This is a genomic window from Leifsonia sp. McL0627 (genome assembly GCF_058244615.1).
The window spans coordinates 760,762-786,023 of sequence record NZ_JBZCGM010000006.1 but is presented as its reverse complement, the minus strand read 5'-3'; the positions used below and the strand labels follow the sequence as shown (position 1 = coordinate 786,023).

Genomic DNA, 25,262 nt, shown 5'->3' with positions numbered 1-25,262 from the left:
TCCCGGCCCCCCGGCTACGAGGCGACGGCCACCAGGCCGAGCTCGGCGTCGGAGATGAGGAGCGCGTTCTTCGGGACGATGCGCACGGTGTACCCGAAGCCGCCCGCGTGGGCGAGCGTGACGGTGCCGCGGTACTCGCGAGCGACGGACGGGTCGTCGGTGCCGGGCTCCGCGTGGTCGAGTTCCAGGGCGTCGTGGCGCACGTCGGTGAGGTCGTCGCCCTCGTGGCTGCGGCCGTAGACGACCTGCACCTCCACGTCGTCCGGCGTCAGGCCGTTCAGGTGGACGAGCGCGCGGACGTGCAGCTGGTCGCCGACCTGCGGCACCGCATCCACCCCGCCCGCGTCCACGTGGGCCACGTTGACGCCCGGCCACGCTGCGCGCACCCGCGTCTTCCACGCGGCAAGGCTGCGGGCGTCGGCGAAGCCGTCTGCGGTGAGCCTGCGCTCGGACGCCGCGGCGGGAACGTAGAGGCGCGTGACGTACTCGCGCACCATCCGTCCGGCGCTCAGCTCGGGCGACAGCGTGGAGAGCGTGTGCCGGATCTGACCGACCCACGCCGCCGGGACGCCGTCGACGTTCCGCTCGTAGAACCGCGGGGCGATCTGGTGCTCGATCAGGTCGTAGAGCGCTTCCGCCTCCAGGGCGTCGCGCTCCGCGCCGTCTCCGGCGGCGTCGGCGGACGGGATCGCCCAGCCGTTCTCACCGTCGTAGAACTCGTTCCACCAGCCGTCCAGGATGGACAGGTTGAGTGCGCCGTTCAGCGCCGCCTTCATCCCAGAGGTGCCGCACGCCTCCAGCGGGCGCAGCGGGTTGTTCAGCCAGATGTCCGTTCCTGGATAGAGCAGCTGCGCCATCCCGATGTCGTAGTCGGGCAGGAACACCATCCGGGTGCGGATCTCCGGCTCGGAGGCGAACTGCACCAGCTTCTGGATGAGGCGCTTGCCCTCGTCGTCGGCCGGGTGGGACTTGCCCGCGATCACGATCTGCACCGGACGGTCCGCGTGCAGCAGGATGGCGCGCAACCGCTCGGGGTTGTGCAGCATCAGCGTGAGCCGCTTGTAGGTCGGGACGCGCCGGGCGAAGCCGATGGTGAGCACGGACGGGTCGAGCAGTTCGTCCATCCAGGCCGGGGCGATGCCTCCGGGGTTCTGCGACTCCCAGGCCGCCTGCAGCCGTCGCCGGGCGTCGCCGACGAGCTGTTCGCGCATCCTGGTGCGCACCGACCACAGGTCGAGGTCGCTGACCGCTCCGCTGTTGGCCCAGTCCGCCACGGTGGTGTCGTCGGTGCCGAGCCGTTCCTCGGCGAGCGCGCGCAGCATCGGGTCGGTCCAGGTGGGGGCGTGCACGCCGTTGGTGACCGAGTCGATCGGCACCTCCTGCGTGTCGAACCCCGGGTAGAGCCCGTTGAACATCTGGCGGCTGACCTCGCCGTGCAGGCGGGAGACGCCGTTGGCGTGCTGGCCGAGACGGAGGCCCATCACCGCCATGTTGAACACGTCGGGCGAGCCGCCCGGGTAGTCCTCCGCTCCGAGTGCGAGCACCTGGTGCGGGTCGACGCCGGGCAGCAGGTCGGTGGAGAAGTACCGCTCGATCAGCGGTGCGTCGAACCGGTCGATGCCGGCGGGGACGGGCGTGTGGGTGGTGAAGACGGTGCCTGCACGCACCACCTGGAGGCCTTCGTCGAAGGTGAGGCCTTCGCCGATCAGATCGGAGATGCGTTCGAGGCCGAGGAACCCGGCGTGGCCCTCGTTGGTGTGGAACACCTCGGCCTCCGGGGCTCCGGCAAGCTCGGTCCACGCTTTCACGGCGCGCACGCCGCCGATGCCGAGCAGCAGCTCCTGCAGCAGGCGGTGCTCTCCCCCGCCTCCGTACAGCCGGTCCGTGACGGAACGCAGCCGCTCCTCGTTGTCCGGGATGTCGGTGTCGAGCAGGAGCAGCCGGACGCGGCCGACGGCGGCCTGCCAGACGCGGGCGTGCAGCACGCCGTCCGGGAGGGCGAGCGTGATCTGAACGGGCGTGCCGTCCGGGTTGCGGAGCACGGACAGGGGGAGGCCGTCCGGGTCGAGCACCGGGTAGCTCTCCAGCTGCCAGCCGTCCGGCGTGATCGCCTGGGCGAAGTATCCGGAGCGGTAGAACAGGCCGACGCCGACGAGCGGCACGCCCAGGTCGCTGGCCGCCTTGAGGTGATCCCCGGCCAGGATGCCGAGTCCGCCCGAGTATTGCGGCAGGGCGGCGGCGATCCCGAATTCCGGGGAGAAGTATGCAATGGCCTTCGGCGCGGAGTCGTCGAGCGACTGGTACCAGCGCGGCTCGCTCAGGTAGGCGCGCAGGTCGTCCCTGATGTGGTTCGCCCAGTCGACGTAGCCCTGGTCGGCGGCGAGCTCGGCAAGCCTGGACGGCTCGACGGCGCCGAGCAGCGCGATGGGGTCGTGGCCGACCTGCTGCCAGAGCTCCGGCGCGATGCGCGCGAAGAGTTGTCGCGTCGGCTCGTGCCACGACCAGCGCAGATTACCTGCAATCTCTTCGAGGGCAGAGAGATTCTCTGGCAGGACAGCGCGGACGGTAAACCTTCGGATTGCCTTCACGCTGCCACTCTAGGGGAGCCTGATGACGGGGAGGTTAACGCGTGTACGGTCGGGGTGTGGCAAAGAGTGCAGCGACCAAGACAGCATCGGCCGGACAGCCTGCATCCCCTGCGGACGGCGGCGATTCCGAGCAGACCGACTACGTTCCCCTGCTGGGGCGCATCCCCATCCTGGGGCTCTCCCCCCAGGTCGACGACGGCCTCTGGCCCGCCGCGGCGTTCAGCGGTGAGGTGATCCCGTTTCGTGCCACGGCCTTCAGGGAGGGGCACGACCAGATCGGCGTCGACCTGCTCCTGCTCGACCCGGACGGCGTTCAGACCGAGCACAGGATGCACCCGGTCGACCCTGGCACCGACCGCTGGGAGGTCCTGGTCCAGCTGGAGACGGAGGGCCTCTGGCGCTACCGCGTGCAGGCGTACGCCGACGAGTACGCGACCTGGCGGCACAACGCCGAGGTGAAGATCCCGGCCGGCATCGACACCGACCTCATGCTCACCATCGGCCACGAACTGCTGACCCGTGCTGCAACGGACAAGCGCCGCAGCACCGCGGAGCGCCGCCACCTGACCGAGACGGCGAAGCTCGTTGCCGACACCACGAAGTCCGTCGAGGAACGGTTCGCCGCCGCCGTCGAGCCGCGCGTCGCGAACATTCTCACCGTCCGCCCCGTCGTCGACCTCCCGACGCTGTCCGCCACCCGCGGCGTGCAGGTCGAGCGGACCCGCGCGGGTGTCGGCAGCTGGTACGAGTTCTTCCCGCGCTCCGAAGGTGCGAAGAAGCTGCAGGACGGCACCTGGCGCTCCGGCACCTTCCGCTCGGCGGCGAAGCGCCTGCCCGAAGTGGCAGCGATGGGCTTCGACGTCGTCTACCTCCCGCCCATCCACCCGATCGGCCGTGCGTTCCGCAAGGGGCCGAACAACACTCTGGATGCGGGGCCCAACGACCCCGGTTCGCCCTGGGCCATCGGGGCGGCGGAGGGCGGGCACGACGCCATCCACCCCGACCTCGGCACCGAGAAGGACTTCGTCTACTTCGTCGGCAAAGCCAAGCAGGCAGGACTCGAGGTCGCCCTCGACCTGGCCCTGCAAGCCGCGCCGGACCACCCGTGGGTGGCCGAGCATCCGGAGTGGTTCACGACCCTGCCGGACGGCACGATCGCGTATGCGGAGAACCCGCCGAAGAAGTATCAGGACATCTTCCCGATCAACTTCGACAACGACCCGGAGGGCCTGCGCGCGGAGATCCTGCGCATCGTGCGCTACTGGATGTCGCTCGGCGTCCGCATCTTCCGGGTCGACAACCCGCACACCAAGCCGCTCGCGTTCTGGGAGTGGCTGATCCGCACGGTCAACGCCACCGACCCGGACGTCGTGTTCCTGGCCGAGGCGTTCACCAGGCCGGCGGTGATGCAGACGCTCGCCAAGGCCGGGTTCCAGCAGTCGTACACCTACTTCACCTGGCGGAACACGAAGGAGGAGCTGGAAGAGTTCCTCACCGGACTCGCCACAGAGACCGCCGACTTCCTCCGCCCGAACCTGTTCGTGAACACCCCGGACATCCTCACCGAGTACTTGCAGTTCGGTGGCCCGGCCGCGTTCAAGGTGCGCGCGGCCATCGCGGCGACGGCCGCACCGACGTGGGGTGTCTACTCCGGCTTCGAGCTGTACGAGAACGTGGCGCGCGCCGGGGCCGAGGAATACATCGACAACGAGAAGTACGAGTACCGTCCGCGCGACTACGCCAGGGCGCAGACGCTCGGCCAGTCGCTCGCGCCGTACCTCACGATGCTCAACCGGGCCCGCAGCGAGCACCCGGCGCTCCGCCAGCTGCGCAACCTCCGGGTGCACGGCAGCGACGACGACTCGATCCTCGTCTACTCCAAATACCTCGCAGGCGAATTCACGCGCAGCGGCAAACCGGATGCGATCATCGTCGTCGCGAACGTCGACCCGCACTCGGTGCGCGAGACGATGGTGCACCTCGACGTCACCGCGTTCGGCATCGAACCCGGCGCGCTGTTCGAGGTCAAGGACATCGTCTCCGGCGCCAAATGGACCTGGGGCGCCGATGACTATGTCCGCCTCGACGCGTTCACCGAACCCGTGCACATCCTCTCCGTGAAGGCAGGTTCCTGATGAGCCCCATCCCCGAAGGCGCAGCAGCGGTCGCTCTGCCGCCCGTCGACACCGGCCTGCTCGCGGCCGTCGCCACCGGCAGCTACCACGACCCGCACGCGATCCTCGGCCAGCACGCGGTCAGCGCTCCGGGCATCGCGGATCCGATCACGGTCATCCGCACGCTCCGCCCGCTCGCCAGCGAGGTCGCCGCCGTGCTCTCGACCGGCGCACACATCGAGCTCGCGCACGTCGCCCACGGCGTCTGGCAGGGCATCGACATCGTCGGAGCGGACACGTACACGATCGAGGCGCACTATCCCGACGGCAGCGTCTGGACGGCGGAGGACCCGTACCGGTTCTCCCCCACCATCGGCGAGCTCGACATCCACCTCATCGCCGAAGGCCGCCACGAGCAGCTCTGGACGGCGCTCGGCGCACACCTCCGCGAGGTCGACGGCGTCAGCGGGACCGCGTTCACCGTCTGGGCGCCGCACGCCCGCGCCGTGCGCGTGGTCGGCGACTTCAACGACTGGGACGGCGAACGCCACTCCCTGCGCAGCATGGGCTCCTCGGGCGTCTGGGAGATCTTCCTCCCCGGCATCGGAGCAGGCGCCATCTACAAGTTCGACCTGCTCGGCCAGAACGGCGCGTGGGTGAGGAAAGCCGACCCGATGGCGCGCGCGGCCGAGACGCCGCCGGCCACCGCCTCCGTCGTCACCGCGTCCGAGCACGCCTGGGGCGACGACCAGTGGATGCGCGACCGCGCGGCGCACGACGCACACGACGGGCCGATGAGCATCTACGAACTGCACTTCGGCAGCTGGCGGCCCGGCCTCGGCTACCGCGAGGCGGCCGATCAGCTGATCGACTACGTCGGAGCCCTCGGATACACGCACGTGGAGTTCCTGCCGCTGTCCGAGCATCCCTTCGGCGGCTCATGGGGCTACCAGGTCACCGGGTACTACGCGCCGACGAGCCGCTTCGGCTCCCCCGACGACCTGCGCTACCTGATCGACCGGCTGCACCAGGCAGGCTTCGGCGTGATCATGGACTGGGTGCCGGGCCACTTCCCGAAGGACGACTGGGCGCTCGCCCGCTTCGACGGCCAGGCCCTTTACGAGCACTCCGACCCCCGTCGCGGCGAGCAGTTGGACTGGGGAACGTACGTTTTCGACTTCGGCAACTCGCAGGTGCGCAACTTCCTCGTCGCCAACGCGTTGTACTGGCTGGAAGAGTTCCACGTCGACGGCCTGCGGGTCGACGCCGTCGCCTCGATGCTGTACCTCGACTATTCGCGGGCGGACGGCGAGTGGCTGCCGAACATCCACGGCGGGCGGGAGAACCTGGAGGCGATCAGCTTCCTGCAGGAGGTCACCGCCACCTCGTACAAGCGCAATCCGGGCACGGTCATGATCGCCGAGGAGTCGACCAGCTGGTCCGGCGTCACGGCACCCACCTCTTCTGGCGGCCTCGGCTTCGGCTTCAAGTGGAACATGGGCTGGATGCACGACGCCCTGCAGTACATCGAAGAGGACCCGATGTACCGCAGCTACCACCACAGCGAGATCACCTTCTCGTTCGTCTACGCGTTCAGCGAAGAACTTCCTCCTGCCGATCAGCCACGACGAGGTCGTGCACGGCAAAGGCTCGCTGCTCGGCAAGATGCCGGGCGACCACTGGCAGCAGCTCGCGAACGTCCGCGCGTTCCTGGCGTTCATGTGGGCGCATCCGGGCAAGCAGCTGCTGTTCATGGGCCAGGAGTTCGGCCAGCCGTCCGAGTGGAGCGAGGAGCGCGGCCTCGACTGGTGGATCCTCGACCAGCCGTCGCACCGCGGGCTCTGGGATCTCGTGGCCCAGCTGAACGCCGTTTACAAGGCGACTCCGGCGCTCTGGGCGCTCGACAACGATCCGGCCGGATTCGAGTGGATCGACGGCTCGGACGCCGCGGGCAACGTCGTCGCATTCCTCCGCAAAGACGCCGACGGCTCCCCCATCGCCGTCGTGATGAACTTCTCCGGCAACCCGCACGGCGACTACCGGCTCGGCCTGCCGTTCGCCGGCGAGTGGGAGGAACTGCTCAACACCGACGCCGAGGCGTTCGGCGGCTCCGGGGTCGGAAACCTCGGGTCGGTCACCGCCGTGGACGAGCCGTGGGCGGGGCGACCTGCGTCGGCCGTGGTCACGCTGCCGCCGCTTGGCGGCCTGTGGCTCAAGCCGCGGTCGAGCTGAGCCAGGTGGCGTAGTCGATCCCGGGCTGCGCCGCTTCCGGAACCAGGTTCTCGCCCGCCCGGAGGAACGTGCCGAGCGCACCGCCCAGCCGGATGGGAACGATCGCGCCGCGCGCGCCGGTCGCCGCCTTCCACTGCTCGGCAAGGGCTCTGGTCGTCTCGACCTTCGGGCCTCCGACGGTGAGCGTCGAGTCCTCTTCGCCCTGACCTTCGGCCGCGTCGACGAGCAGCCGAGCGACGTCGGCGATGGCGATCGGCTGGAAGCTGGTCTTGGTCGGCGCGGGGATGAAGCCCGTGCCGCGCGCGAAGATCCCGGAGACGAAGTCGTGGAATTGCGTCGTCCGCAGGATGCGCGTGTTCAGCGGCGACTCGCGGTAGACCCGCTCCTGTGCGGCCTTGGCACGGTAGTACGCGTACGCGGAACGGTCGACGTTCACGATGGACAGCAGCACCGCGTGGTGCACGCCGAACCGCGCGGCCGTGTGCAGAAGGTTCTGCGAGCCGTGCGCGAAGACGTGTCCGGCGGCGCGACCGGCGCCGTTTGTGGTATCGATGAGCACGTCGACGCCCTCGAGCACGGCCTCCAGGCCGTCGCCCGAGACGACATCGGCCGTCTCGTAGACGGCGCCGCGCACATACTGCTCGCTGTCATCGTCCGGCACCCGGCGTGAGGCGACGATCACCTCGTGCCCGCGTCCGATGGCTTCCGAGGTGACGGCGCGTCCGGCCAGACCGGTGCCACCGACGACGAGAACGCGGGTCATGCAAGGCCTCCCGGCTGAACAGTGCGATGCGGAAAGGAGCGAAAGCCGCAGCGGCCGGTGAGTCGGCTCAGTACAGCAGCGACGCCAGCCTAGCCCGCGCCTTCGCGACCCGCGGGTCATCCACACCGACGATCTCGAAATAGTCCAGGATGCGCGTGCGCACGGCGTTCTTGCCGTCGGCGTCGAGCTTCGGGAACAGGGTCAGCAGCCGGTCGAACGCGTCGTCGACGTGTCCACCGGAGATGTCGAGGTCGGCGACGAGCAACTGCGCGGCCGCGTCGTCCGGGGCGGAGGCACCCGCCGTGCGGATCTCGTCGAGAGACTTCCCTGCGAGCCGGGCGAGCAGGCTCACCTGTGCCAGACCGGCGACGGCCATGGCGTCGCGCGGGTCCTGGGCGATGGCGGTCTTGTATTCGGCGATCGCCGTCTCGAAGTCTCCGCGCTCGATCGCCTCGTATGCCTCCGCGTGGTGCGGCGGCAGCGGCTCGGGGGCGGGCTCCGCCTGCTCCGCGTCGTCGACGCCCGCGTCGGCAGCCGAGGCATCGAGACCCTCGACCGCTGCGCGTCCCGTCACGCCGTTCTGCTCGGCGAGCTGCAACAGCTGCTCGAACACGTCGCGCACCTGCGCCTCCGGGATCGCCCCGGAGAACAGCTGGACGGGTCGTCCGCCGATGACGGCGGCGACGGCCGGGATCGACTGGGCCTGGAACGCCTGCGTGAGCTGCGGGTTCGCATCCACGTCGACCTTCACCAGCACGAGCCTGCCCGCGTATTCCGCGACGAGCCTGTCGAGGATCGGCGAGAGCTGCTTGCACGGCTCGCACCACTCCGCCCACAGGTCGACGACGACGGGGATGTTCATCGACAGGTCGAGGAAGTCGTTGAAGTTGGCGTCCGTGCCCTCGAAGAAGAGACTGGGAAGGGCGACCTCGCCGCCCTGCTCCCCCGCTGGCGCAGAATCGGCACCGGCCGCCGCGGGCTGCCCGGCCGTCATGGCCCGGTTGACGAGCGACGTGAGGTCGACGGCTCCGCGCAGGTTCGTCGGGCTCGGCGGGATCTGGCTCATTGGACTTCCTTGGCTGAGACGAGGCCCTGGGCGAAGCCCAGGAGGGTGATCTTGGCGGACGAGCCAGCCGGCGGCACGTAGAACGCCAGCTGATATCCGAAGGTGGATGCGATGCCCGTCTTGGACGACGCTACTCCGGAAAGCGCGGCCGAGGTCGGACCGGCGTCCACTTCTGCTCCCGCCTCGACGACGCGCAGCGTCTGAGTCTCCTCGAGGTTGACCCAGACGATCGCACCGGAGTCGTTGGTCGCCATCGCGATGTCGGGACCGGCGCCGACGGCGCTCGTGAAGTCGAGCGACGACGTGGCGCCGAACTTCTGCTGCAGCTCGGCCTTCTGCTGCGCCTTCCAGTCCGAGCCGACCTGGGTGCGCAGGGTGTCGCCCTCCGCGCTGAACAGGGGCGCCGACTTGCTCGCGTCGCCGTTCATCAGCACGTCGCCGTATGCGGCGGCGAGCTTGTTCGGCGGAAGCAGCAGCAGCTTCGAGTCGGGGGGCACGACCGCGGAGCCGATACTCGCCGGAGCGAGGTTCGGGACCTTCGCCTTCGGTTCGAGCGACACGGCGTACGAGACCAGGTAGTTGTCGCGCGGCGTCTCCTGCACCAGCGTCAGCGAGAGCGGAGCCTGCGCTGCGCCGTTGGCGTCTTTCGGGGTCTCCACCACGGCGGTGACCGTGCGCGGCCAGGTGTCCGTCGCCTGCGGCAGCGACAGCGCGATCGGGCTCGCGGGGATCGCAGGAAGGGCAGGCTCGTCCGCCTTCTTGGCGCGGATCGCGTAGTTGGCCTCGCGCAGCTGCAGGGCAGGACCGGTGAAGCGTTCCTTCGCGATCGCGGGGTCGGCCTTCGCGTCGGCGGTCGTCGCCGTCGCGGAGATGCGCTTCACGATGCGTTCGAGCTGCGGGACGGTCACGGCGGGAGGCAGCTGGTCCTTGGCCTTGGGCAGCTCGGTGGTGATCGGGCTCGCCGTGCGCACGGGGACGGAGGACGACTGCACGGAGCCGATCGAGCATCCACTGAGTGCCAGGGCGCCCACGAGAGTGATCGGCACGGCGATCATCGCGCGCCTGGTAGACCTGCGGCCCTTCGGGGTCGCCTCGACCGACTTGGAGGGCTTGTACTTGGGGGCCTTGGGCAGCTTCGGCATCTTGGGCCCGCCCTTCCTGCGCGGTCCACGCTGCTTGCGGATGGCGTACAGCCCCCACAGGTAGAGCCCGATGCCGACGACGAGGAGCACCAGACCGCCGATGATCAGGGGGAAGGCGAACGGTGTACTGGAGTCGACGGGCCAGGTGACACGGATCTGGTTCGGCGCCGCCTTCGTTCCGTCGCTCGCCACGATCACGCTGATGCTGTCCGGGACGTTCATCCTGGTGACCTGCGCGTCTGCGCCGTCGAACTCTTCGAGCCAGAGGTCGGAGCCTGCCGGGTTGGGGTTCGGGGTGGATTGCGCCTCCGGAGTCGTCGCGCCTTCGGCCGGGGTGGTGGTCGCCGGGTCGGCCGGAGCCGCAGGGGTCGTCGTCGGACCAGGGGTCGGCGTACCCGTCGAGTTGTCGGTCGTTTTGGTGGTGACCGACTTCATCGTGATGTCGCCGGTGGTCTTGTCCAGCCCGAGACTCACATACTTCTCAGAGCCGAGCCAGGACTTCACATCGGCCGTCCTGCCGTAAGCGACGACCTGCGACTTGGTGTCCCCACCGCTCACGGCGAGGGTCTGCTGGCCGGGATTCGCGTTCAGCACAGCGCCGTCGATCACGATGTATCGAGGGTCGCCTTTCACCGTCGTGGCCGCGGAAATCTGCGACGGGGGCGCGAAAACAGTGCGCTGGGCGATCCCCGCGACGATCATGACGGCCGCCACGACGAACGCGACGATGGCGAATACGAAACGCAAGCAAGCTCCTTCTGTGCCGGAGACGTCGGGAGGCACAGTTACACAAAGATACTGGGTCACCCTGGGAGGCGTCTAACTGTTGCCTCAACGGATGCGCAGTCCACCGGTGCGCACCCATCCTGCGAAATGTAGGATCGTCGGGGTGCACGCCAGGCGCCGCACCCCCCGAGCTTTCAGGAGTAAGAAGTGGCCACCGACGAATCGAACTTCACCCAGGTCTTCCGCGGATACGACAAGGACGAAGTCGACAAGGCCATGCAGGAGCTGCGCCGCGACCTGATCAAGTCGAACACGCAGTCCGCCGACGCCACCAAAGAGATCAAGCGCCTGCAGGCGCGCATGGAGGAGCTGAACGCCGAGATCGAAGAGGTCGGCAGCCCCACCTTCTCCGGGCTCGGCACGAAACTCGAGAACACTCTGCGCGTCGCAGAGGAGCAGTCCACCAGGCTGATCGCTCAGGCCGATATCGACGCGGAGAAGCTGCGGGCGGGCGTCTCGGCCGAGGTCGAGAAGATCAAGACCACGGCCGCCCAGCAGGCAGAGCGCATCCTGGCAGACGCCCGCGCCCGCGCGACGACCGCCATCGAAGACGCGCAGATCGAGTCGACCGAGCTGCTGGAGAAGACCAGGGCCGACAAGGAAACCCTCCTCACCGACGCCATGCGCGAGGCAGCCGCGATCCGCGGCGCTGTCGCCACCGAGGCGGCAGAGGTCAGGTCGACGAGCAAGCGGGAGGCGGCAGCCGTCCGGGCGGAGGCCGACCGTGAGGCGGCGGAGCTCAAGGCGGTCGCCACCCGAGAGGCAGAGGCAGCGCGCGCCGAGGCCGCCCAGCTGGACAGGGAGATCGAGACCAGGCGCACCGACCTCGCGAACGCGTTCGCGGAAGACAGGGCGGAGTTCGAGCGCGAGTCGGAGCAGACCAGGCTCGACCTCGCCCGTCAGGTCGCCGAGACGACCGACAGGCTCGTCGCCGAGCAGACCGCCACCCGCAACGCGCTCGCCGCAGAGGCCGCCCAGGCGAGGGCCGACCTCGCCGCCGAGGTCGAGCAGCAGCGCGCAGCCATCGCGGCGGAGACCGCAGAGACGAAGGCCGACCTCGACAACGAGGCGACCAGCACCCGCCTCGCGCTTCAGACCGAGGTCGAGCAGACCAAGAAGGCGCTCGCCGTCGAGGTCCAGCAGACGAAATCCGCTCTGGATGCAGAGGTCGAGCAGACCAGGTCGGCGCTCACCGACGAGGTCACAACCACCAAGAGCGCGCTGGCCGACGAGGTCACCCGCACGAAGCAGGAGCTGGCCGACGAGGTCACCCGCACGAAGAGCGCTCTCGCCGACGAGGTCACCACCACCAAGAGCGCCCTCGCCGACGAGGTCACCACCACGCAGAGTGCACTCGCCATCGAGGTGAGCACCACCCAGAGCGCCCTCGCCACCGAGGTGAGCGCCACGAAGAGCGCGCTGGAGACCGAAGCCGCCACCACCAGGAGCGCGCTGGCCGAGGAGGTCGAGCGCACCAGGAAGCAGCTCGCCGACGAGGTCCTGCAGACCAGGACGGCCCTGGAGACCGAGGCGACAGAGACACGCGCCTGGCTCGAAGCCGACCGGGCGACCACCGCCGCGTCCCTCGCGGCCGACCGCGAGCAGACGGCCACGTCGCTCGCCACCGAGGTCGAGCAGACCAGAGCGGCCCTCGCCGCCGACGCCGACCGCCAGCGCCGTGAACTGGACGCGGAGGCCACCGAGCTCCGCGCCTCCCTCGCCGCCGAGGTCGACGAGGCCCGCAGCACCCTCGCCGACGAGCTCGCCAGGGAGCGCAGCGCGCTGGCCGCCGAGGCAGCGAACACCCGCTCCGAGCTGGCGGCCGAGGTCACCTCCACGACGTCGGCGCTGGCCGCAGAGGTCGAACAGACGAAGTCGGCCCTGGAGACCGAGGTCACCACCACGAAGGCCGCCCTCGCGGCGGAGGTCGAGCAGAAGCAGACAGAGCTGGCTGCCGAGGTCGAGCAGACGCAGGCTGCCCTCGCCGCCGAGGTCGCCACCACCACGTCGACGCTGGCCGCCGACGTCGAGCAGACGAGGTCGTCCCTTGCCGCCGAGGTCGAGCAGACGAAGTCGGCACTCGCCGCCGAGGTCGAGCAGACCAAGTCCGCTCTGGAGACCGAGGTCACCACCACGAAGTCGGCGCTCGCCGCCGAGGTCGAGCAGACCAAATCAGCCCTCGCCGCCGAGGTCGAGCAGACCAAATCCAGCCTCGACGAGGAGGTCCAGCGCATCCAGAGCACGCTCGCGGAGGACACCCGCCGCACCGGCGTCGACCTCGCCGATCAGCGCGAGGCCACGGCCAACGAGCTGGAGAACGACCGCGAGCAGCAGCGACTCACACTGCAGAGGGAGTCGGAGCAGACCCGCGTCGAACTCGCCGCGGAGACCGAGCAGGCCAGAGTCGACCTCGAACGCGAGACCGCGGAGGCCCGCGCGACCCTCGCCGCCGAGGTCGCGGAGGCGCGCACGGCGCTCGACGCCGAGCTCGCCTCCCTCCGGAGCGCGTTCGAGCAGGAGTCGGTGCAGGCCAGGACGGCCCTCGACACCGAACTCACCACCATGCGCACCGACGTGCTCGAAACAGTGGATGCGCGCACCCGCGAGATCGAGCAGGCCCGCATCGACCTCGACGTCGAGCTCAAGGCCAGGCGCGACGAGGCGGAGAAGGACTACCTGCTCCGCCACCAGGAAGCCGTAGCCCAGACGCAGAAGTACCTCGACGAGGCCAACACCCAGCTCGCCGACGCCGTCAAGCGCACAGCCCAGGCGAGGGCAGAGGCCGAGAAGGCCGAGAACGAGGCCCGCGCAACGATTAAGTCGTCGAAGTCCGAAGCGGACGAAACTGGGCGTACCATCGTCGCCGACGCCGAGGAACGTGCAGCTGCGCTGGTCGAGGACGCCGAAGAACGGACACGCCGCCTGGTGGCGGACGCCGAGGAGCGGTTGGCCCAGATTAGGATTGAGCGCGAAGCCGTTGCCGGCTACTTCGAAAACCTGCGTGGCGTTCTGCAGCAGGCCGAGAAGGTGACAACCGACAGAGACTGACCAAGAACCTTGGGGGCCGCGTGAAGATCCTGAATCCGTTCCGTGTCGGATTGATCGGAACCCTCGGGGTCGGGCTCGGTTTCCTGCTCCTGACGTCGATCGTCAACCTCGCGACGATCATCACGTACATCGGGGCCGCGCTGTTCATCGCGCTCGGCATCGAACCGCTGATCTCGTTCCTGGAGCGCCGCAAGTTCCCCCGGTGGGCCGCGCTCACGATCACGCTGGTCGTCATCTTCGGACTGGTCGCCCTGCTCATCTGGGCGATCGTGCCTGTGGCGATCGATCAGCTCTCGCAACTGATCCAGGGCATCGTCACCTGGGTCAACCACGGGGATGCGCAGAAGTGGTTCGAGGGGCTGCAGCATCAGTTCCCGAGCGTCGTCAACCAGGACAACATCGACGCCGTCACCAAGTGGCTGCAGCAGAACCTGCCGAACATCACCTCGCAGGTGCTGCAGACCGGCATCGGGATCGTCAGCGGCGTCTTCGGCGGGATCATCATCTTCATCCTGACCATCTACTTCACCGCCTCGCTGCCGAGCATCAAGCGCGCCACCTACCAGCTGGTGCCCGCCTCCAAGCGGTCGCGGTTCGCCGACCTCGGCGACCAGATCACCGACTCCGTCGGCAAGTACGTGATGGGGCAGGTCGCCCTCGCCCTCGTCAACGGCGTGCTGAGCGCGATCTTCCTGACGATCATCGGCGCCCGGTTCCCGATCCTGCTGGCGTCCGTCGCGTTCTTCTTCTCGCTGATCCCGCTGGTGGGCACGATCACCGGCTCGATCATCATCACGCTGGTCTGCCTGCTGGCCGGGCCGCCCACCGCCATCGCAGCGGCGATCTACTACATCATCTACATGCAGGTCGAGGCATACGTGCTCAGCCCACGCATCATGAACCGCGCGGTCGCGGTGCCCGGCGCCCTCGTCGTGGTCGCCGCCCTCGCCGGTGGCACGCTCCTCGGCATCCTGGGCGCACTGGTCGCGATCCCGTTCGCCGCCGCGATCCTGCTCATCATCAAGCAGGTCGTCATCCCCCGCCAGAACGAGCTCTAGCCCTCCCCTAGGAGGCGGGCGTGTAGGTGGTGGGGAGCGGCAGCGCGGCGGGGTTCACGCGGGCGACGATCTCGTCGAGCACGCGGCGGGTCTGGGTCTCGCCGACCCAGAGGTGCTTGCCGCCCTCGACATCGACCAGTTCGATCTGCGGCAGAGGCGCGAAACGCTCGGCAGCGGCGTCCGGCTTCAGGTAGTCGTCGTGCTCAGGGATGAGCGCGATAATCGGGCGGGTGTCCCCCGCCCACGCCGCCAGGTCTTCCTGCTTGGCCCTGTGCAGCGGCGGCGACAGCAGGATGACGCCCGCCACCGGATACTGGCGCCCGTACATCAGCGCGAGCTCGGTCCCGAACGACCAGCCGACCAGCCACGGGTTCGGGAGTCTGCGCTCGGCGACGAAGTCCATCGCCGCCTCCACGTCGTAGCGCTCGTCGACGCCGTGCCCGAAGGCGCCCTGGCTCGTTCCCCGCGGTGAGGTCGTGCCGCGCAGGTTGAATCGCAGCACCGCGATGTCGGCGAGAGCCGGCAGCCGCCCCGCGGCCTTGCGCAGGATGTGCGAGTCCATGAACCCGCCCCCGGTCGGCAGCGGGTGCAAGGTCACGAGCGTCGCGACCGGCGGCCGGTCGAGCGGGCTCGCGAGCTCGCCGACCAGCGTCAGCCCGTCGCGGGTGTGCAGCTCGATGTCTTCGCGCCTGGCGGGCAGCTCGATGGCGCCGCGGATCTCGGTGGGGGTGGTCGTCACGTCGGTGACCTCTCTCGTCAGCTGATCTTCCAGCAGTGGACGTGCCAGTGCCGCCGGGCTGCGAGATCGGCGGCGTCCCCCATCACACCGTCCGCGCGCCAGGTCACCAGGTGCGCGACGCCGGGTGCGACATCCTGACCGCAGCCGGGGCAGACGTAGCTCTTCTGCGCCTGCGCCGCGGACACGGGCTGCACGTTCCACACGATGCCGCGGCGCGTCTCGGTCTGCCGCCATCCGGCAAGCAGACGGCCGAGGCCGTTCTCCTCGTCGTCGTCGCCCGGAAACGGGGCGCCCTGACGACCTCGGGGACGGTTGCTGCGCGGCATCCATCCAGTCTAAACACCCTGTGCGCTGCGGCTGGCGCACCCCGGCTTGCGCGCTACGGCCGGTCGTCGCGCTGCGCCATCCTGGACTCGTCGAAGTCGAGCATCGTCTGCGCCCTGCTCAGGATGCGCGACGAGTAGTTGCCCCTGCTGCGCGCCTCGAGCAGGGCGGCGCGTTCGGCATCCAGGACAGCGGCCCGGAGGGCGCGGTACTGCTGATGCGGGCCGACCGTCTCCTCGCTCGCCTCGGCGCGTTCGACGCGCTCCCACTCCGCCTCGACACGCAGCAGCGTGTCCTGCCGCACGCGTTCGACGACGCCGTCGTCCAGCTCCTGACCCTCCGCCAACGGGATCTCCGGCCGTTCCAGCGCCGCGATGCCCGCCTCGCTGAGCTCCTCCAGCAGCCCGGCCAGCTCGCGCCGGTCCGCTGCCGCATCCGTGCCGGACACCCGCAGCAGCCTGATCAGCAGCGGAAGAGTGCCTCCCTGCACGAGCAGGGTGACGAGCGCGACGGTGAACGCGATCAGGATCAGTTCCGCCCGATAGTGGATGCTGCCGTCGGCCGGCAGGGACTGCGCAGCCGCCAAGGTGACCACCCCGCGCATCCCCGCCCAGGTGAGCACCGCTCCCCCGCGCCAGCCGATCGGCGACTCCTGCAGTTCGGTGATGTCGGCCGAGCGGCGTTCGAGGTAGCGGGTGAGCCTCCGCCAGCGGCGGCTGTCTCGCTCCGTGGCCGGCTCTTCCCGGTTGCGCACTCGGTCGAGGCCGTCGTTCACCCTGTCGCTGATCTGCTCCGCCTTGCGCTGGGCGGCGCGCAGTGAGAGCACGACAGGCGCCATGAACGCGGCGCGCACCAGAAGCAGCAGGACGCAGAGGAGCAGCCCGATGCCGATCGCCGTGACAACGGCGACCGTCTCCTGGTCGTGCTCGACACTCTTGATGATGGTGTGCAGTTGCACGCCCATCAGCAGGAAGACGCCGTTCTCCAGCACGAACTGCACCGTGCGCCAGTTGAGCCGCTCGGCGATCCGCGCCTGCGCGCTGAACCTCCGTGCGGCGTTGTGGCCGGTGTACAGCCCGGCTACCACCACGGCGAGGATTCCCGAGGCGCCGAGTTCCTCGGTCGGGATGTACGCGATGAACGGCACTGCGAATGACATCGCCGTCTCCAGCACCGAGTCGTTCAGCCGGGACCGGAAGTAGACGGTCGCCACGCCCACGATCAGCCCGATCACGATGGCGACGACCACGGAGAAGGCGAAGTTCCACGCCACGGAGCCGATGCTCACCGTCGCGGCCGTCGCCGCCAGCGCCGATTTGAGCAGCACGAGGGAGGACGCGTCGTTGACGAGGCTCTCCCCCTCCAGCACCGTCACGAGCCGCGCTGGGAGGCCGAGTCGTTTGGCGACCGCGGTCGCGGCCACCGCATCCGTCGGGCTCACAACAGCGCCGAGGGCGATGCACTCCGCGAGCGAGAGCCCGGGCAGCAGGGCCTGGAGCACGAAGCCGACCACGACGGCGGTCACGATCACGAGTCCGACGGAGAGGGCGGAGATGGTGCCGATGTTGCGACGGAAGTCCATCAGCGGCACCTGGATCGCGGCCGCGTAGAGGAGCGGCGGCAGCACAGCCGAGAGGATCACCCACGGAGGGACCTCGATCGGCGACGGCAGCCCGGGGATGTACGAACTCGCCACCCCGACGACCACCAGGATGAGCGGCGCGGCGACCCCGAGCTGCTTCGAGAACTTGGAGACGACGACGAGGACGATCACCCCGATGACGCCGATCAGCGCGAACTCCATGGTCCAACGCTATCCCTCTGACGGCACTGCACCAGTCCTGCAGCGCTGAGAGCCCGCCTGACGACTCAGGATGCCCTGAGCGGGATCAGTACCAGCCGGAGCTCTCCGAGTGGCTCCAGGCGCCGCACGGCGTCGAATAGCGTCCGGAGATGTAGCCGAGGCCCCAGGTGATCTGGGTCGCGGCGCTGTTCTGCCAGTCCGGACCGGCGGAAGCCATCTTGCTTCCCGGCAGCGCCTGCGGGATACCGTATGCACCGCTCCCCGCGTTGTACGCGTAGACGTTCCAGCCGGATTCGCGGTTCCAGAGCGAGACGAGGCAGTTGTACTGGTCGTCTCCCCAGCCGCGCGCCTGCAGCATCTGATAGGCGATCGCCTGCGCGGATCCCGGGTCGGGCGTGCCGGCCGCCGGGGCGCCGCCGGACGACGAACTGCTGGAGTCGCTGGAACCGCTGGACGTGGCCGCCGGCTTCGGCGGCGCCGTGATGACGGGCTTCGGCTTCGGCTTGACCGTCATCGCCTCACGGGTGACGGTCGCGGTGTACGAGCCCGGCGCGGTGAGCGACTGCACGGGGGCGTCGCCGAACCGGCTGGTGGTCTGCACCGTGTCCGCGTATGCGGGCGTCGCCGCCGACCCCGAATACGGATCGACCACGTTCACCAGCGCGAAGCCCACTGTCGCCGCGAAGGCGAAACCGTAGAGGGCTGCACGCGACCGGATGTGCGGACGCCGGGGTCTCTTGAACGCAACGCCGACCGGGTTGGCCGGAGACAGCGGCATGATCTCTGCTTCTCGTCTACCCACGATCACAGAACCATAACGAAGAATCCGTGAACTGCCAAGGCAGCCCTCCCATACTCAGCGAACAGCCAGCATCACATCCGTCACGCCGTCGAGCAGCAGATCGACCTGCACTTCGCGGTATCCGCCGCGCTGCGGACGGAAGGTCACGGTGCGCACTTCCTCCACGCTCATCGGCCGTCCGTCCTGGAAATACCGGGACAGCCGGGTGGCGAAACGGTCGACATCGCCCTTGTTGTATCCGTAGGTGAGGAAGCTTGCGCGCTGGAATCGTTCGCCGGCCGGACGCTCCAGACGATTCAGGATGACCTGGGCCGTCGTGCGCGCCTGCTCGAACCATTCCGTGTCGCCCATGGCGGCCCGCGCCGTCTCGCGCTCGCGCGCGGCGAAGGCGTCTTCGAGGCGTTCGAGGGCCGCATCGACGTGCGACGTCGAGTATCCGCCCTTCTTCATCGCGAAGGCGGTGTGCCGGATGTCCGCCGCGTTCAGCGCCGGTGCGTCGTCCGTGTTTCCGTCGTAGGCCCTGCGCGCGGTCAGCAGGAACTCGTCGACCTGCTCGGTGTCGTAGCCGAGAGCCGATTTCTCGGTGCGGGGAAAGGTGCTCACTCGCCTATTGTGTCATCCGAAGATCAGGAACAGCGCGTAGGTGACCGCCGCCGACGGCAGGATCGAGTCGAGCCTGTCGAGGAAACCGCCGTGACCAGGCAGCCAGGAACTCATGTCCTTGATGCCGAGATCGCGCTTGATCAGCGACTCCGCGAGGTCGCCGAGCGTCGCCGTCAGCAGCAGGGCGATCCCGAAGACCACGCCGAACCACCAGCTCATGTGCAGCATGAACACCGACAGCAGGACACCGGCGATCACGCTCGTGACGCCCGCGCCCGCGAAGCCCTCCCAGGTCTTCTTCGGGCTGATCGTCGGAGCCATCGGGTGCTTGCCGAATGACAGACCGCTCACATACGCGCCGGTGTCGACGGCCACCACCAGGATGATGAACGCCAGCACCCACCACTCCCCGCCGTTCTCGGCGAGCAGCAGAATCGCGAAGCTGCCGAGCAGCACGACGTAGAGCTGCACGAGCACGGACCAGGTCAGGTCCCTGACCAGCGCCGCTCCCCCGCGCCGCGCATCCGGTTTGGCGGCCTCCTCGATCAACCGCCAGACCACGACGAACACGATGCCGGCCGACAGCGACACGAGCTGACCGCCCGCGTGGAACAAGAACGCTGCGGGGACGATCGCCAGAGCGGCGATCAGGGTCGGCGTGCGCGGGACACGATGGCCCTGGCCGCGGAACGCCTGCGTGAGTTCGAAGGCGGCGAACCCGACCATCGCCATCCCGAAGACCAGGAAGATCTCCTTGATGAAGATCAAGCTGAACAGCAGAAGAGCGCCGACACCGACGCCGATCAGGATCGCCAGAACCAGGTTGCGGCCGGTACGCTCCGCGATGCGCTCGTTCGTCGCATCCAGTTGCGCCTTGCGGGCGAGGACCTGACGCTCGAAGTCGGCTCTGGTGGCCTGCACCTGAGCCCGGAACTCGGCCTTCGACACCGACCGGCCCCGCTTGGGAATGACCGGTTTCTCTGGATCGCCCTGTGTGCCGTCAGTCATCAGCGCCTAGACCTCGAGAAGCTCGGCTTCCTTGCGCTTCAACGCCTCGTCGACGGCGTCGACGTGCGAGCGGGTGACGGACTCGAGCTCCTTCTCACCGCGCGCGACGTCGTCGTCTCCGACCTCGCTCTTGAGGGCGTCGAGCTCGTCCTTCGCCTTGCGGCGGATGTTGCGGATCGCGACCTTGGCGTCCTCACCCTTGGTGCGGACGATCTTGACGAACTCCTTGCGGCGGTCCTCCGTCAGCTCCGGGAGGGTGACGCGCACGATGTCGCCGTCGTTGCCCACGTTCGCGGACAGGTTCGGCATCGTGACGATGGCCTTCTCGATCTCCTTCAGCGCCGACTTGTCGTACGGCGTGACCAGGAGCACACGGGCCTCGGGGTTCTGGAGACCGGCGAGCTGCGCGAGTGGCGTCGGCGAACCGTAGTAGTCGACGAGCACCTTGAGGAAGAGAGCCGGGTTCGCGCGCCCAGCGCTCACCGTGCTGAAGTCGTCCTTCGCCGCCTCCACGGTCTTGCTCATGCGCTGGGTGGCGTCGGAAATCACATCCGCGATCACGGTCTCTCCTTCAGTCGGTGAATCGGTTTCTAGTCTAGAGCCCAGGACGGCGGCAGCCCGTCAGCCGAGCAGGGTGCCGATCTCGGCGCCGAGCAGGGCAGCAGTCACGTTTCCGGCAGGCTCGATGCCGAAGATGCGCATCGGCATGCCGTTGTCCATGCAGAGGCTGAGAGCGGTCGAGTCGACGGCCTTCAGGTTCTGCTGCAGGGCCTGCTGGTGGCTGATCTGGTCGATCTTGCGCGCATCCGGGTTGGTGCGGGGGTCGTCGTCGTACATGCCGTCGACGCCGTTCTTCGCCACGAGCACCACGTCGGCCTCGATCTCCAGCGCGCGCTGTGCGGCGACGGTGTCTGTCGAGAAGTACGGGAGACCGGCCCCCGCGCCGAAGATGACGACGCGGCCCTTTTCCAGGTGACGCTCCGCACGACGCGGGATGTACGGTTCGGCCACCTGGGTCATGGCGATCGCCGACTGCACGCGCGTCTCGGCGCCGGCCTGCTCGAGGAAGTCCTGCAGGGCGAGCGCGTTCATGACGGTGCCGAGCATCCCCATGTAGTCGGCGCGGCCGCGGTCCATGCCGCGCTGCGAGAGCTCTGCGCCGCGGAAGAAGTTGCCTCCGCCGACGACGATCGCGATCTCGACGTCCTGCGCCGCCTGCGCGATCTCGCGGGCGATGCCGCTCACGATGTCCGGGTTGACGCCGAGCTGTCCTGCGCCGAACGCCTCACCGGAGAGTTTGAGAAGGACCCTGCGCCTCTTGTTGGATTCCGACATGCGTTATGCGTCCTTCCGTGAGCGATCTCGTTAAAAGTTACTGGTTGCGCGCAGTGGATGCGCACAGAAAAGGAGTCCGGATCGTACGAGACGATCCGGACTCCTTCATGACCTGCTTAGGCGCCGACCTTGAACCGGGCGAAGCCGGACACGGTGATACCCGCATCCTTGACCACCTGGCTGATGCTCAGCTTGTTGTCCTTGGCGTAGTCCTGCTCGAGGAGCGCGACCTGCTTGAAGTACGCACCGAGACGACCCTCGATGATCTTCGGCAGTGCTGCCTCCGGCTTGCCTTCGTTACGCGAGATCTCCTCGACGATGCGACGCTCGTTCTCGACGGCCTCCGCCGGGACGTCCTCACGGGTGAGGTATTCCGGGTTGGCGAACGAGATGTGCTGCGCGATGCTGCGAGCGGTCTCCGCGTCGTCTCCGGCGTAGCCGAGCACGACACCGACCTGCGGAGGCAGGTCTTTCGAGGTCTTGTGCAGGTAGATCGCGAAGTGCTCGCCGGTGACGACGGCCACGCGACGCAGCTCCACCTTCTCGCCGAGGATGGCGGCCTCGTCACCGATGAGCTCGGCGACGGTCTGGCTGCCGGCGGGGGCCGCGAGGCCCTCCTCGACCGTGGTGGCGCCCGCAGCGGTGACCGCGTCGAGAACCTTCTCGGAGAGGGCGACGAACTTCTCGCCCTTCGCGACGAAGTCGGTCTCGCAGGCGAGCTCGATCATCGTGGCGGAGGTGCCGTTCTCCTTGGCCGCGACGAGGCCTTCGCTCGTGGAGCGGTCCGCGCGCTTCGCGTTGCCCTTCGCACCCTTCAGGCGCAGGATCTCGGTGGCCTTGTCGATGTCTCCATCGGCCTCCTCGAGCGCCTTCTTGGTGTCGACCATGCCCGTGCCGAGCTGCTCGCGCAGGGCCTTGATGTCAGCGATGCTGATGTTTGCCATGTTCGTTGAGAACCCTTGTCTATCTGAAACTGGTTGGAGAAGAAGCGGACTACTTGGCTTCGGTCTCGGCCTCGACGACCGCCTCGGTGGCGTCGTCGGTCGCGACGGCGGCGGCCTCGTCGGCAGCCTCGGTCTCGGCAACGGCCTCTGCGACGGCTTCGCCCTCTGCGACGACCTCGGCGGAGTCCGCCTTGGCCTCGGCGAGGTCGGCGTCAGCCGCCTTCTCGGTCTCGGCGCTCGCCTGGACCTCTTCACCGGAGGACGTCAGGAGCTCCTGCTCCCACTCGGCCAGCGGCTCGGTGGGCTCGGTGCCCTCTTCCGGCTTCTGGTGACGCTGGATGAGGCCCTCAGCCGCGGCGTCGGCGACGATGCGGGTGAGGAGACCGACGGAGCGGATGGCGTCGTCGTTACCCGGGATCGGGTACTGGACCTCGTCCGGGTCGCAGTTCGTGTCGAGGATGCCGATGACCGGGATGCCCAGCTTCTTGGCCTCGTCGATCGCGAGGTGCTCCTTCTTGGTGTCGACGACCCAGAGCGCGCTCGGGGTCTTCGTCAGGTTGCGGATTCCGCCGAGCGACTTGTGCAGCTTGTCGAGCTCGCGCTTCTTGATGAGCAGTTCCTTCTTGGTGAAGCCGCTCGTGGTGCCCTCGAAGTCGAGCTCCTCGAGCTCCTTCATGCGTGCGAGGCGCTTGGACACCGTCTGGAAGTTGGTCAGCAGACCACCCAGCCAGCGCTGGTTGACGTAGGGCTGGCCGACGCGGGTCGCCTGCTCGGCGATGGCGTTCTGGGCCTGCTTCTTCGTGCCGACGAAGAGGATGGTGCCGCCGTGGGCGACCGTCTCGCGGACGAACTCGTACGTCTTGTCGATGTATGCGAGCGACTGCTGCAGGTCGATGATGTAGCTGCCCGAGCGCTCGGTCAGGATGAAGCGCTTCATCTTCGGGTTCCAGCGACGGGTCTGGTGTCCGAAGTGGACGCCGCTGTCGAGCAGCTGGCGCATGGTTACAACGGCCATGATGCCGTTCTCCTTTTCTGGGCATCCGGAGCCGGGGTCTCTGCCTGGCAGGCGGATGCGCGTTGCGGTTTGTCAGTGGCGGCCGAGTGGCCGCCGCTCCTGGTGCCCTGCGCACGCATCCGCTTCGCTTCGCCGCGCGGATGACCGCTCGGAAAGGGAAGACCGATGGATGTCGCGCCAGCCCGTGAGGGCCTTCTGGGCACGCGTAGTCACTCCGACAGGCGGAGTGCTCCGAACAGCTTATCAGGAACGACGGGTCGGTGAGCGCACCGGCCGCCGACGACTGGCGCGGGCTCTGCTCAGACGCTGTCGCCCGTCGAACGCACCTGCACTCCACGCTTCTTGCCGGCGTTCGTGAACAGGGTCTCGGCGTGCTCGAGCGCCATGCCGTTCGTCTCCGGGATCTTGAAGAACACGAAAAAGAACGAGAGCAGGGCGAAGATCGCGTACATCCCGTAGGTGAACGGCAGCGAGAAATCGGACAGCGGCGGGAAGCTGATGGTCACGAGGAAGTTGGCGATCCACTGCGCGGCCGCAGCAAGGCCGAGCGCCTTGCCACGGATCCTGCTCGGGAAGATCTCGCCGAGCAGCACCCACACCAGCGGGCCCCACGATGCGCCGAAGCAGACCACGAACAGGTTGGCCGCCACCAGGGCGACCCCGCCCCACGCCCCGGGCAGGCTGACGACCCCGTCGACCTTCTGCGAGAACGCGAACGCGAGCGCCATGACGCCGAGCGACAGCGCCATGCCGATCGACCCGGTGAGGAGGATGGGGCGGCGCCCGACCCTGTCAACGAGCAGGATGGCGACAACGGTCACGGCGACGTTCGTCACCGAGGTGATCACCGTGATGAGCAGCGAGTTGCTCTCCGTGAACCCGACCGCCCTCCACAGCGTCGTGGAGTAGTAGAAGATCACGTTGATGCCGACGAACTGCTGGAAAACCGACAGGATGATGCCGATCCAGACGATCGGCTTCAGCCCGAACCGGTTGCCGCGCAGGGTCGCCTTCTTGCCCTCCTTGTCCTCGGAGATGGCATGTTCGATGTCCGAGATCTGACGGTCCACGTCCGACTCGGGCACCAGCGTCGCGAAGATCGCGCGCGCCTCGTCGTGACGGCCGGTGGCCAGCAGGAACCGCGGAGACTCCGGCAGGGTGAGGGCGAGGACACCGTAGACGACCGACGGGATGACGCCGACCAGGAACATCCACCGCCAGGCCTCCAGTCCCAGCCACAGCTGGTTGGAGGCGGACCCAGCGACCCCGGCGAGCAGTGCATCCGAGAGCAGGGCGACGAAGATACCGATGGTGATGGCGAGCTGCTGCAGCGACGCCAGGCTGCCGCGCGACTGCTTCGGCGCGATCTCGGCGATGTAAGCAGGGGCGACGACGGACGCGATTCCGATTCCGAGACCGCCGACGATGCGCCAGAGCCCCAGATCCCAGGCCGAGAACGCGAGCCCGGCCCCGATCGAGCTGACGAAGAACAGGACAGCGCCCAGCAACATCACCTTCAGCCGGCCCCACCGGTCGGCGAGCCTTCCGGCGATGTACGCGCCCGCCGCGCAGCCGAGCAGGGCGATGGCGACGATGAACCCGGTCACGAACGCATTCAGGGCGAACTGCTTCTGGATCGAGTTGACGGCGCCATTGACGACCGACGAGTCGAAACCGAACAGGAAGCCGCCGACGGCCGCGGCGATGGCGAGCCCGATCACCTTGCGGCGCATGGCCCCCGTCGGCGTCGGCACGTTCGCATCGGATGCCCCGGACTGAGACGACGACGACGATGGCACGTTCTGCTGATCAGACATGGAAGACCTTTTCGATTGTGGGCGAGGCAGCGTGGCTGACAGCGCCGGACCGGCGACCCACACGATACTCCGAA

Annotated in this window: 18 protein-coding genes and 1 pseudogene; 4 read left to right on the top strand and 15 right to left on the bottom strand. The window is 68.4% G+C overall.

Annotation, left to right across the window (positions count from 1 at the left end; all coding sequences use genetic code 11):
• Nucleotides 1-14: 14 nt before the first annotated feature.
• Complete coding sequence (gene glgP / locus AC37TH_RS19700; RefSeq protein WP_490766032.1) at nucleotides 15-2,588, bottom strand: alpha-glucan family phosphorylase; 2,574 nt, start codon at nucleotides 2,586-2,588, stop codon at nucleotides 15-17.
• A 56-nt stretch (nucleotides 2,589-2,644) separates the two neighbouring features.
• Between glgP and AC37TH_RS19695 the strand changes: the two genes are divergently transcribed.
• Together AC37TH_RS19695 and glgB are read left to right on the top strand one after the other, a co-directional pair.
• Nucleotides 2,645-4,723: an alpha-1,4-glucan--maltose-1-phosphate maltosyltransferase gene (locus tag AC37TH_RS19695; RefSeq protein WP_490766031.1), complete on the top strand. Its 2,079-nt coding sequence runs from the start codon at nucleotides 2,645-2,647 to the stop codon at nucleotides 4,721-4,723.
• Nucleotides 4,723-6,934 (top strand): annotated as a pseudogene (gene glgB / locus AC37TH_RS19690) (1,4-alpha-glucan branching protein GlgB). Before AC37TH_RS19695 ends, glgB begins: the two are co-directional and overlap by 1 nt.
• On the opposite strand, the gene AC37TH_RS19685 reads toward glgB, so the two are convergent.
• The 3 genes from AC37TH_RS19685 to AC37TH_RS19675 form a co-directional block, all read right to left on the bottom strand.
• The gene (locus tag AC37TH_RS19685) at nucleotides 6,915-7,697 is read right to left on the bottom strand and encodes an SDR family oxidoreductase (RefSeq protein WP_490766030.1); all 783 of its coding nucleotides are present in this window, start codon (nucleotides 7,695-7,697) and stop codon (nucleotides 6,915-6,917) included. The pseudogene glgB and the gene AC37TH_RS19685 sit on opposite strands and share 20 nt — an antisense overlap.
• 67 nt (nucleotides 7,698-7,764) lie before the next feature.
• Nucleotides 7,765-8,763, bottom strand: a complete 999-nt coding sequence (locus tag AC37TH_RS19680; RefSeq protein ID WP_490766029.1) for a tetratricopeptide repeat protein — start codon at nucleotides 8,761-8,763, stop codon at nucleotides 7,765-7,767.
• Complete coding sequence (locus AC37TH_RS19675; RefSeq protein ID WP_490766028.1) at nucleotides 8,760-10,652, bottom strand: DUF8094 domain-containing protein; 1,893 nt, start codon at nucleotides 10,650-10,652, stop codon at nucleotides 8,760-8,762. The genes AC37TH_RS19680 and AC37TH_RS19675 overlap by 4 nt, the downstream gene beginning before the upstream one ends.
• 186 nt (nucleotides 10,653-10,838) lie before the next feature.
• On the opposite strand from AC37TH_RS19675, the gene AC37TH_RS19670 reads away from it, so the two are divergent.
• Both AC37TH_RS19670 and AC37TH_RS19665 read left to right on the top strand, forming a co-directional pair.
• Complete coding sequence (locus AC37TH_RS19670; protein WP_490766027.1) at nucleotides 10,839-13,739, top strand: DivIVA domain-containing protein; 2,901 nt, start codon at nucleotides 10,839-10,841, stop codon at nucleotides 13,737-13,739.
• Nucleotides 13,740-13,759: 20 nt separating this feature from the next.
• On the top strand, nucleotides 13,760-14,797 hold the full coding sequence (locus AC37TH_RS19665; RefSeq protein ID WP_490766026.1) for an AI-2E family transporter: 1,038 nt from the start codon (nucleotides 13,760-13,762) through the stop codon (nucleotides 14,795-14,797).
• Between the two features lie 7 nt (nucleotides 14,798-14,804).
• Here AC37TH_RS19665 and AC37TH_RS19660 read toward each other — a convergent pair whose 3' ends face one another.
• The 11 genes from AC37TH_RS19660 to AC37TH_RS19610 all read right to left on the bottom strand — a co-directional run bounded on the left by AC37TH_RS19660 (nucleotide 14,805) and on the right by AC37TH_RS19610 (nucleotide 25,104).
• A complete protein-coding gene (locus AC37TH_RS19660) occupies nucleotides 14,805-15,536 on the bottom strand; it encodes an alpha/beta hydrolase (RefSeq protein WP_490766025.1) in 732 nt (243 codons plus the stop codon).
• A 17-nt stretch (nucleotides 15,537-15,553) separates the two neighbouring features.
• A complete protein-coding gene (locus AC37TH_RS19655; protein ID WP_490766024.1) occupies nucleotides 15,554-15,862 on the bottom strand; it encodes an Rv1322 family protein in 309 nt (102 codons plus the stop codon).
• Nucleotides 15,863-15,915: 53 nt separating this feature from the next.
• Nucleotides 15,916-17,664: a cation:proton antiporter gene (locus tag AC37TH_RS19650; RefSeq protein WP_490766023.1), complete on the bottom strand. Its 1,749-nt coding sequence runs from the start codon at nucleotides 17,662-17,664 to the stop codon at nucleotides 15,916-15,918.
• An 85-nt stretch (nucleotides 17,665-17,749) separates the two neighbouring features.
• A complete protein-coding gene (locus AC37TH_RS19645; protein ID WP_490766022.1) occupies nucleotides 17,750-18,466 on the bottom strand; it encodes an aggregation-promoting factor C-terminal-like domain-containing protein in 717 nt (238 codons plus the stop codon).
• 54 nt (nucleotides 18,467-18,520) lie between these two features.
• Complete coding sequence (locus AC37TH_RS19640) at nucleotides 18,521-19,069, bottom strand: DivIVA domain-containing protein (protein ID WP_490766021.1); 549 nt, start codon at nucleotides 19,067-19,069, stop codon at nucleotides 18,521-18,523.
• Between the two features lie 12 nt (nucleotides 19,070-19,081).
• Nucleotides 19,082-20,077, bottom strand: a complete 996-nt coding sequence (locus AC37TH_RS19635; protein ID WP_490766020.1) for a phosphatidate cytidylyltransferase — start codon at nucleotides 20,075-20,077, stop codon at nucleotides 19,082-19,084.
• Nucleotides 20,078-20,083: 6 nt separating this feature from the next.
• Nucleotides 20,084-20,638: a ribosome recycling factor gene (gene frr / locus AC37TH_RS19630; RefSeq protein ID WP_490766018.1), complete on the bottom strand. Its 555-nt coding sequence runs from the start codon at nucleotides 20,636-20,638 to the stop codon at nucleotides 20,084-20,086.
• Nucleotides 20,639-20,698: 60 nt separating this feature from the next.
• A complete protein-coding gene (gene pyrH / locus AC37TH_RS19625; RefSeq protein WP_490766017.1) occupies nucleotides 20,699-21,412 on the bottom strand; it encodes a UMP kinase in 714 nt (237 codons plus the stop codon).
• Between the two features lie 116 nt (nucleotides 21,413-21,528).
• Nucleotides 21,529-22,356: a translation elongation factor Ts gene (gene tsf, locus AC37TH_RS19620; RefSeq protein ID WP_490766016.1), complete on the bottom strand. Its 828-nt coding sequence runs from the start codon at nucleotides 22,354-22,356 to the stop codon at nucleotides 21,529-21,531.
• 49 nt (nucleotides 22,357-22,405) lie between these two features.
• Nucleotides 22,406-23,371, bottom strand: coding sequence for a 30S ribosomal protein S2 (rpsB, locus tag AC37TH_RS19615; RefSeq protein WP_490766015.1), 966 nt, complete (start codon nucleotides 23,369-23,371; stop codon nucleotides 22,406-22,408).
• A 299-nt stretch (nucleotides 23,372-23,670) separates the two neighbouring features.
• Nucleotides 23,671-25,104 (bottom strand): sugar porter family MFS transporter, encoded by a 1,434-nt coding sequence (locus AC37TH_RS19610; protein ID WP_490766101.1) that lies wholly within the window; start codon nucleotides 25,102-25,104, stop codon nucleotides 23,671-23,673.
• Nucleotides 25,105-25,262 lie beyond the last annotated feature (158 nt).

Bases quoted from the DNA above. Each gene is read 5' to 3' on its own strand.
- AC37TH_RS19685 (WP_490766030.1), bottom strand. From the start codon at position 7,697: ATGACCCGCGTTCTCGTCGTCGGTGGCACCGGTCTGGCCGGACGCGCC.
- AC37TH_RS19680 (WP_490766029.1), bottom strand. From the start codon at position 8,763: ATGAGCCAGATCCCGCCGAGCCCGACGAACCTGCGCGGAGCCGTCGAC.
- AC37TH_RS19655 (WP_490766024.1), bottom strand. From the start codon at position 15,862: ATGCCGCGCAGCAACCGTCCCCGAGGTCGTCAGGGCGCCCCGTTTCCG.
- AC37TH_RS19650 (WP_490766023.1), bottom strand. From the start codon at position 17,664: ATGGAGTTCGCGCTGATCGGCGTCATCGGGGTGATCGTCCTCGTCGTC.
- AC37TH_RS19635 (WP_490766020.1), bottom strand. From the start codon at position 20,077: ATGACTGACGGCACACAGGGCGATCCAGAGAAACCGGTCATTCCCAAG.
- pyrH (WP_490766017.1), bottom strand. From the start codon at position 21,412: ATGTCGGAATCCAACAAGAGGCGCAGGGTCCTTCTCAAACTCTCCGGT.
- tsf (WP_490766016.1), bottom strand. From the start codon at position 22,356: ATGGCAAACATCAGCATCGCTGACATCAAGGCCCTGCGCGAGCAGCTC.
- rpsB (WP_490766015.1), bottom strand. From the start codon at position 23,371: ATGGCCGTTGTAACCATGCGCCAGCTGCTCGACAGCGGCGTCCACTTC.
- AC37TH_RS19610 (WP_490766101.1), bottom strand. From the start codon at position 25,104: ATGCGCCGCAAGGTGATCGGGCTCGCCATCGCCGCGGCCGTCGGCGGC.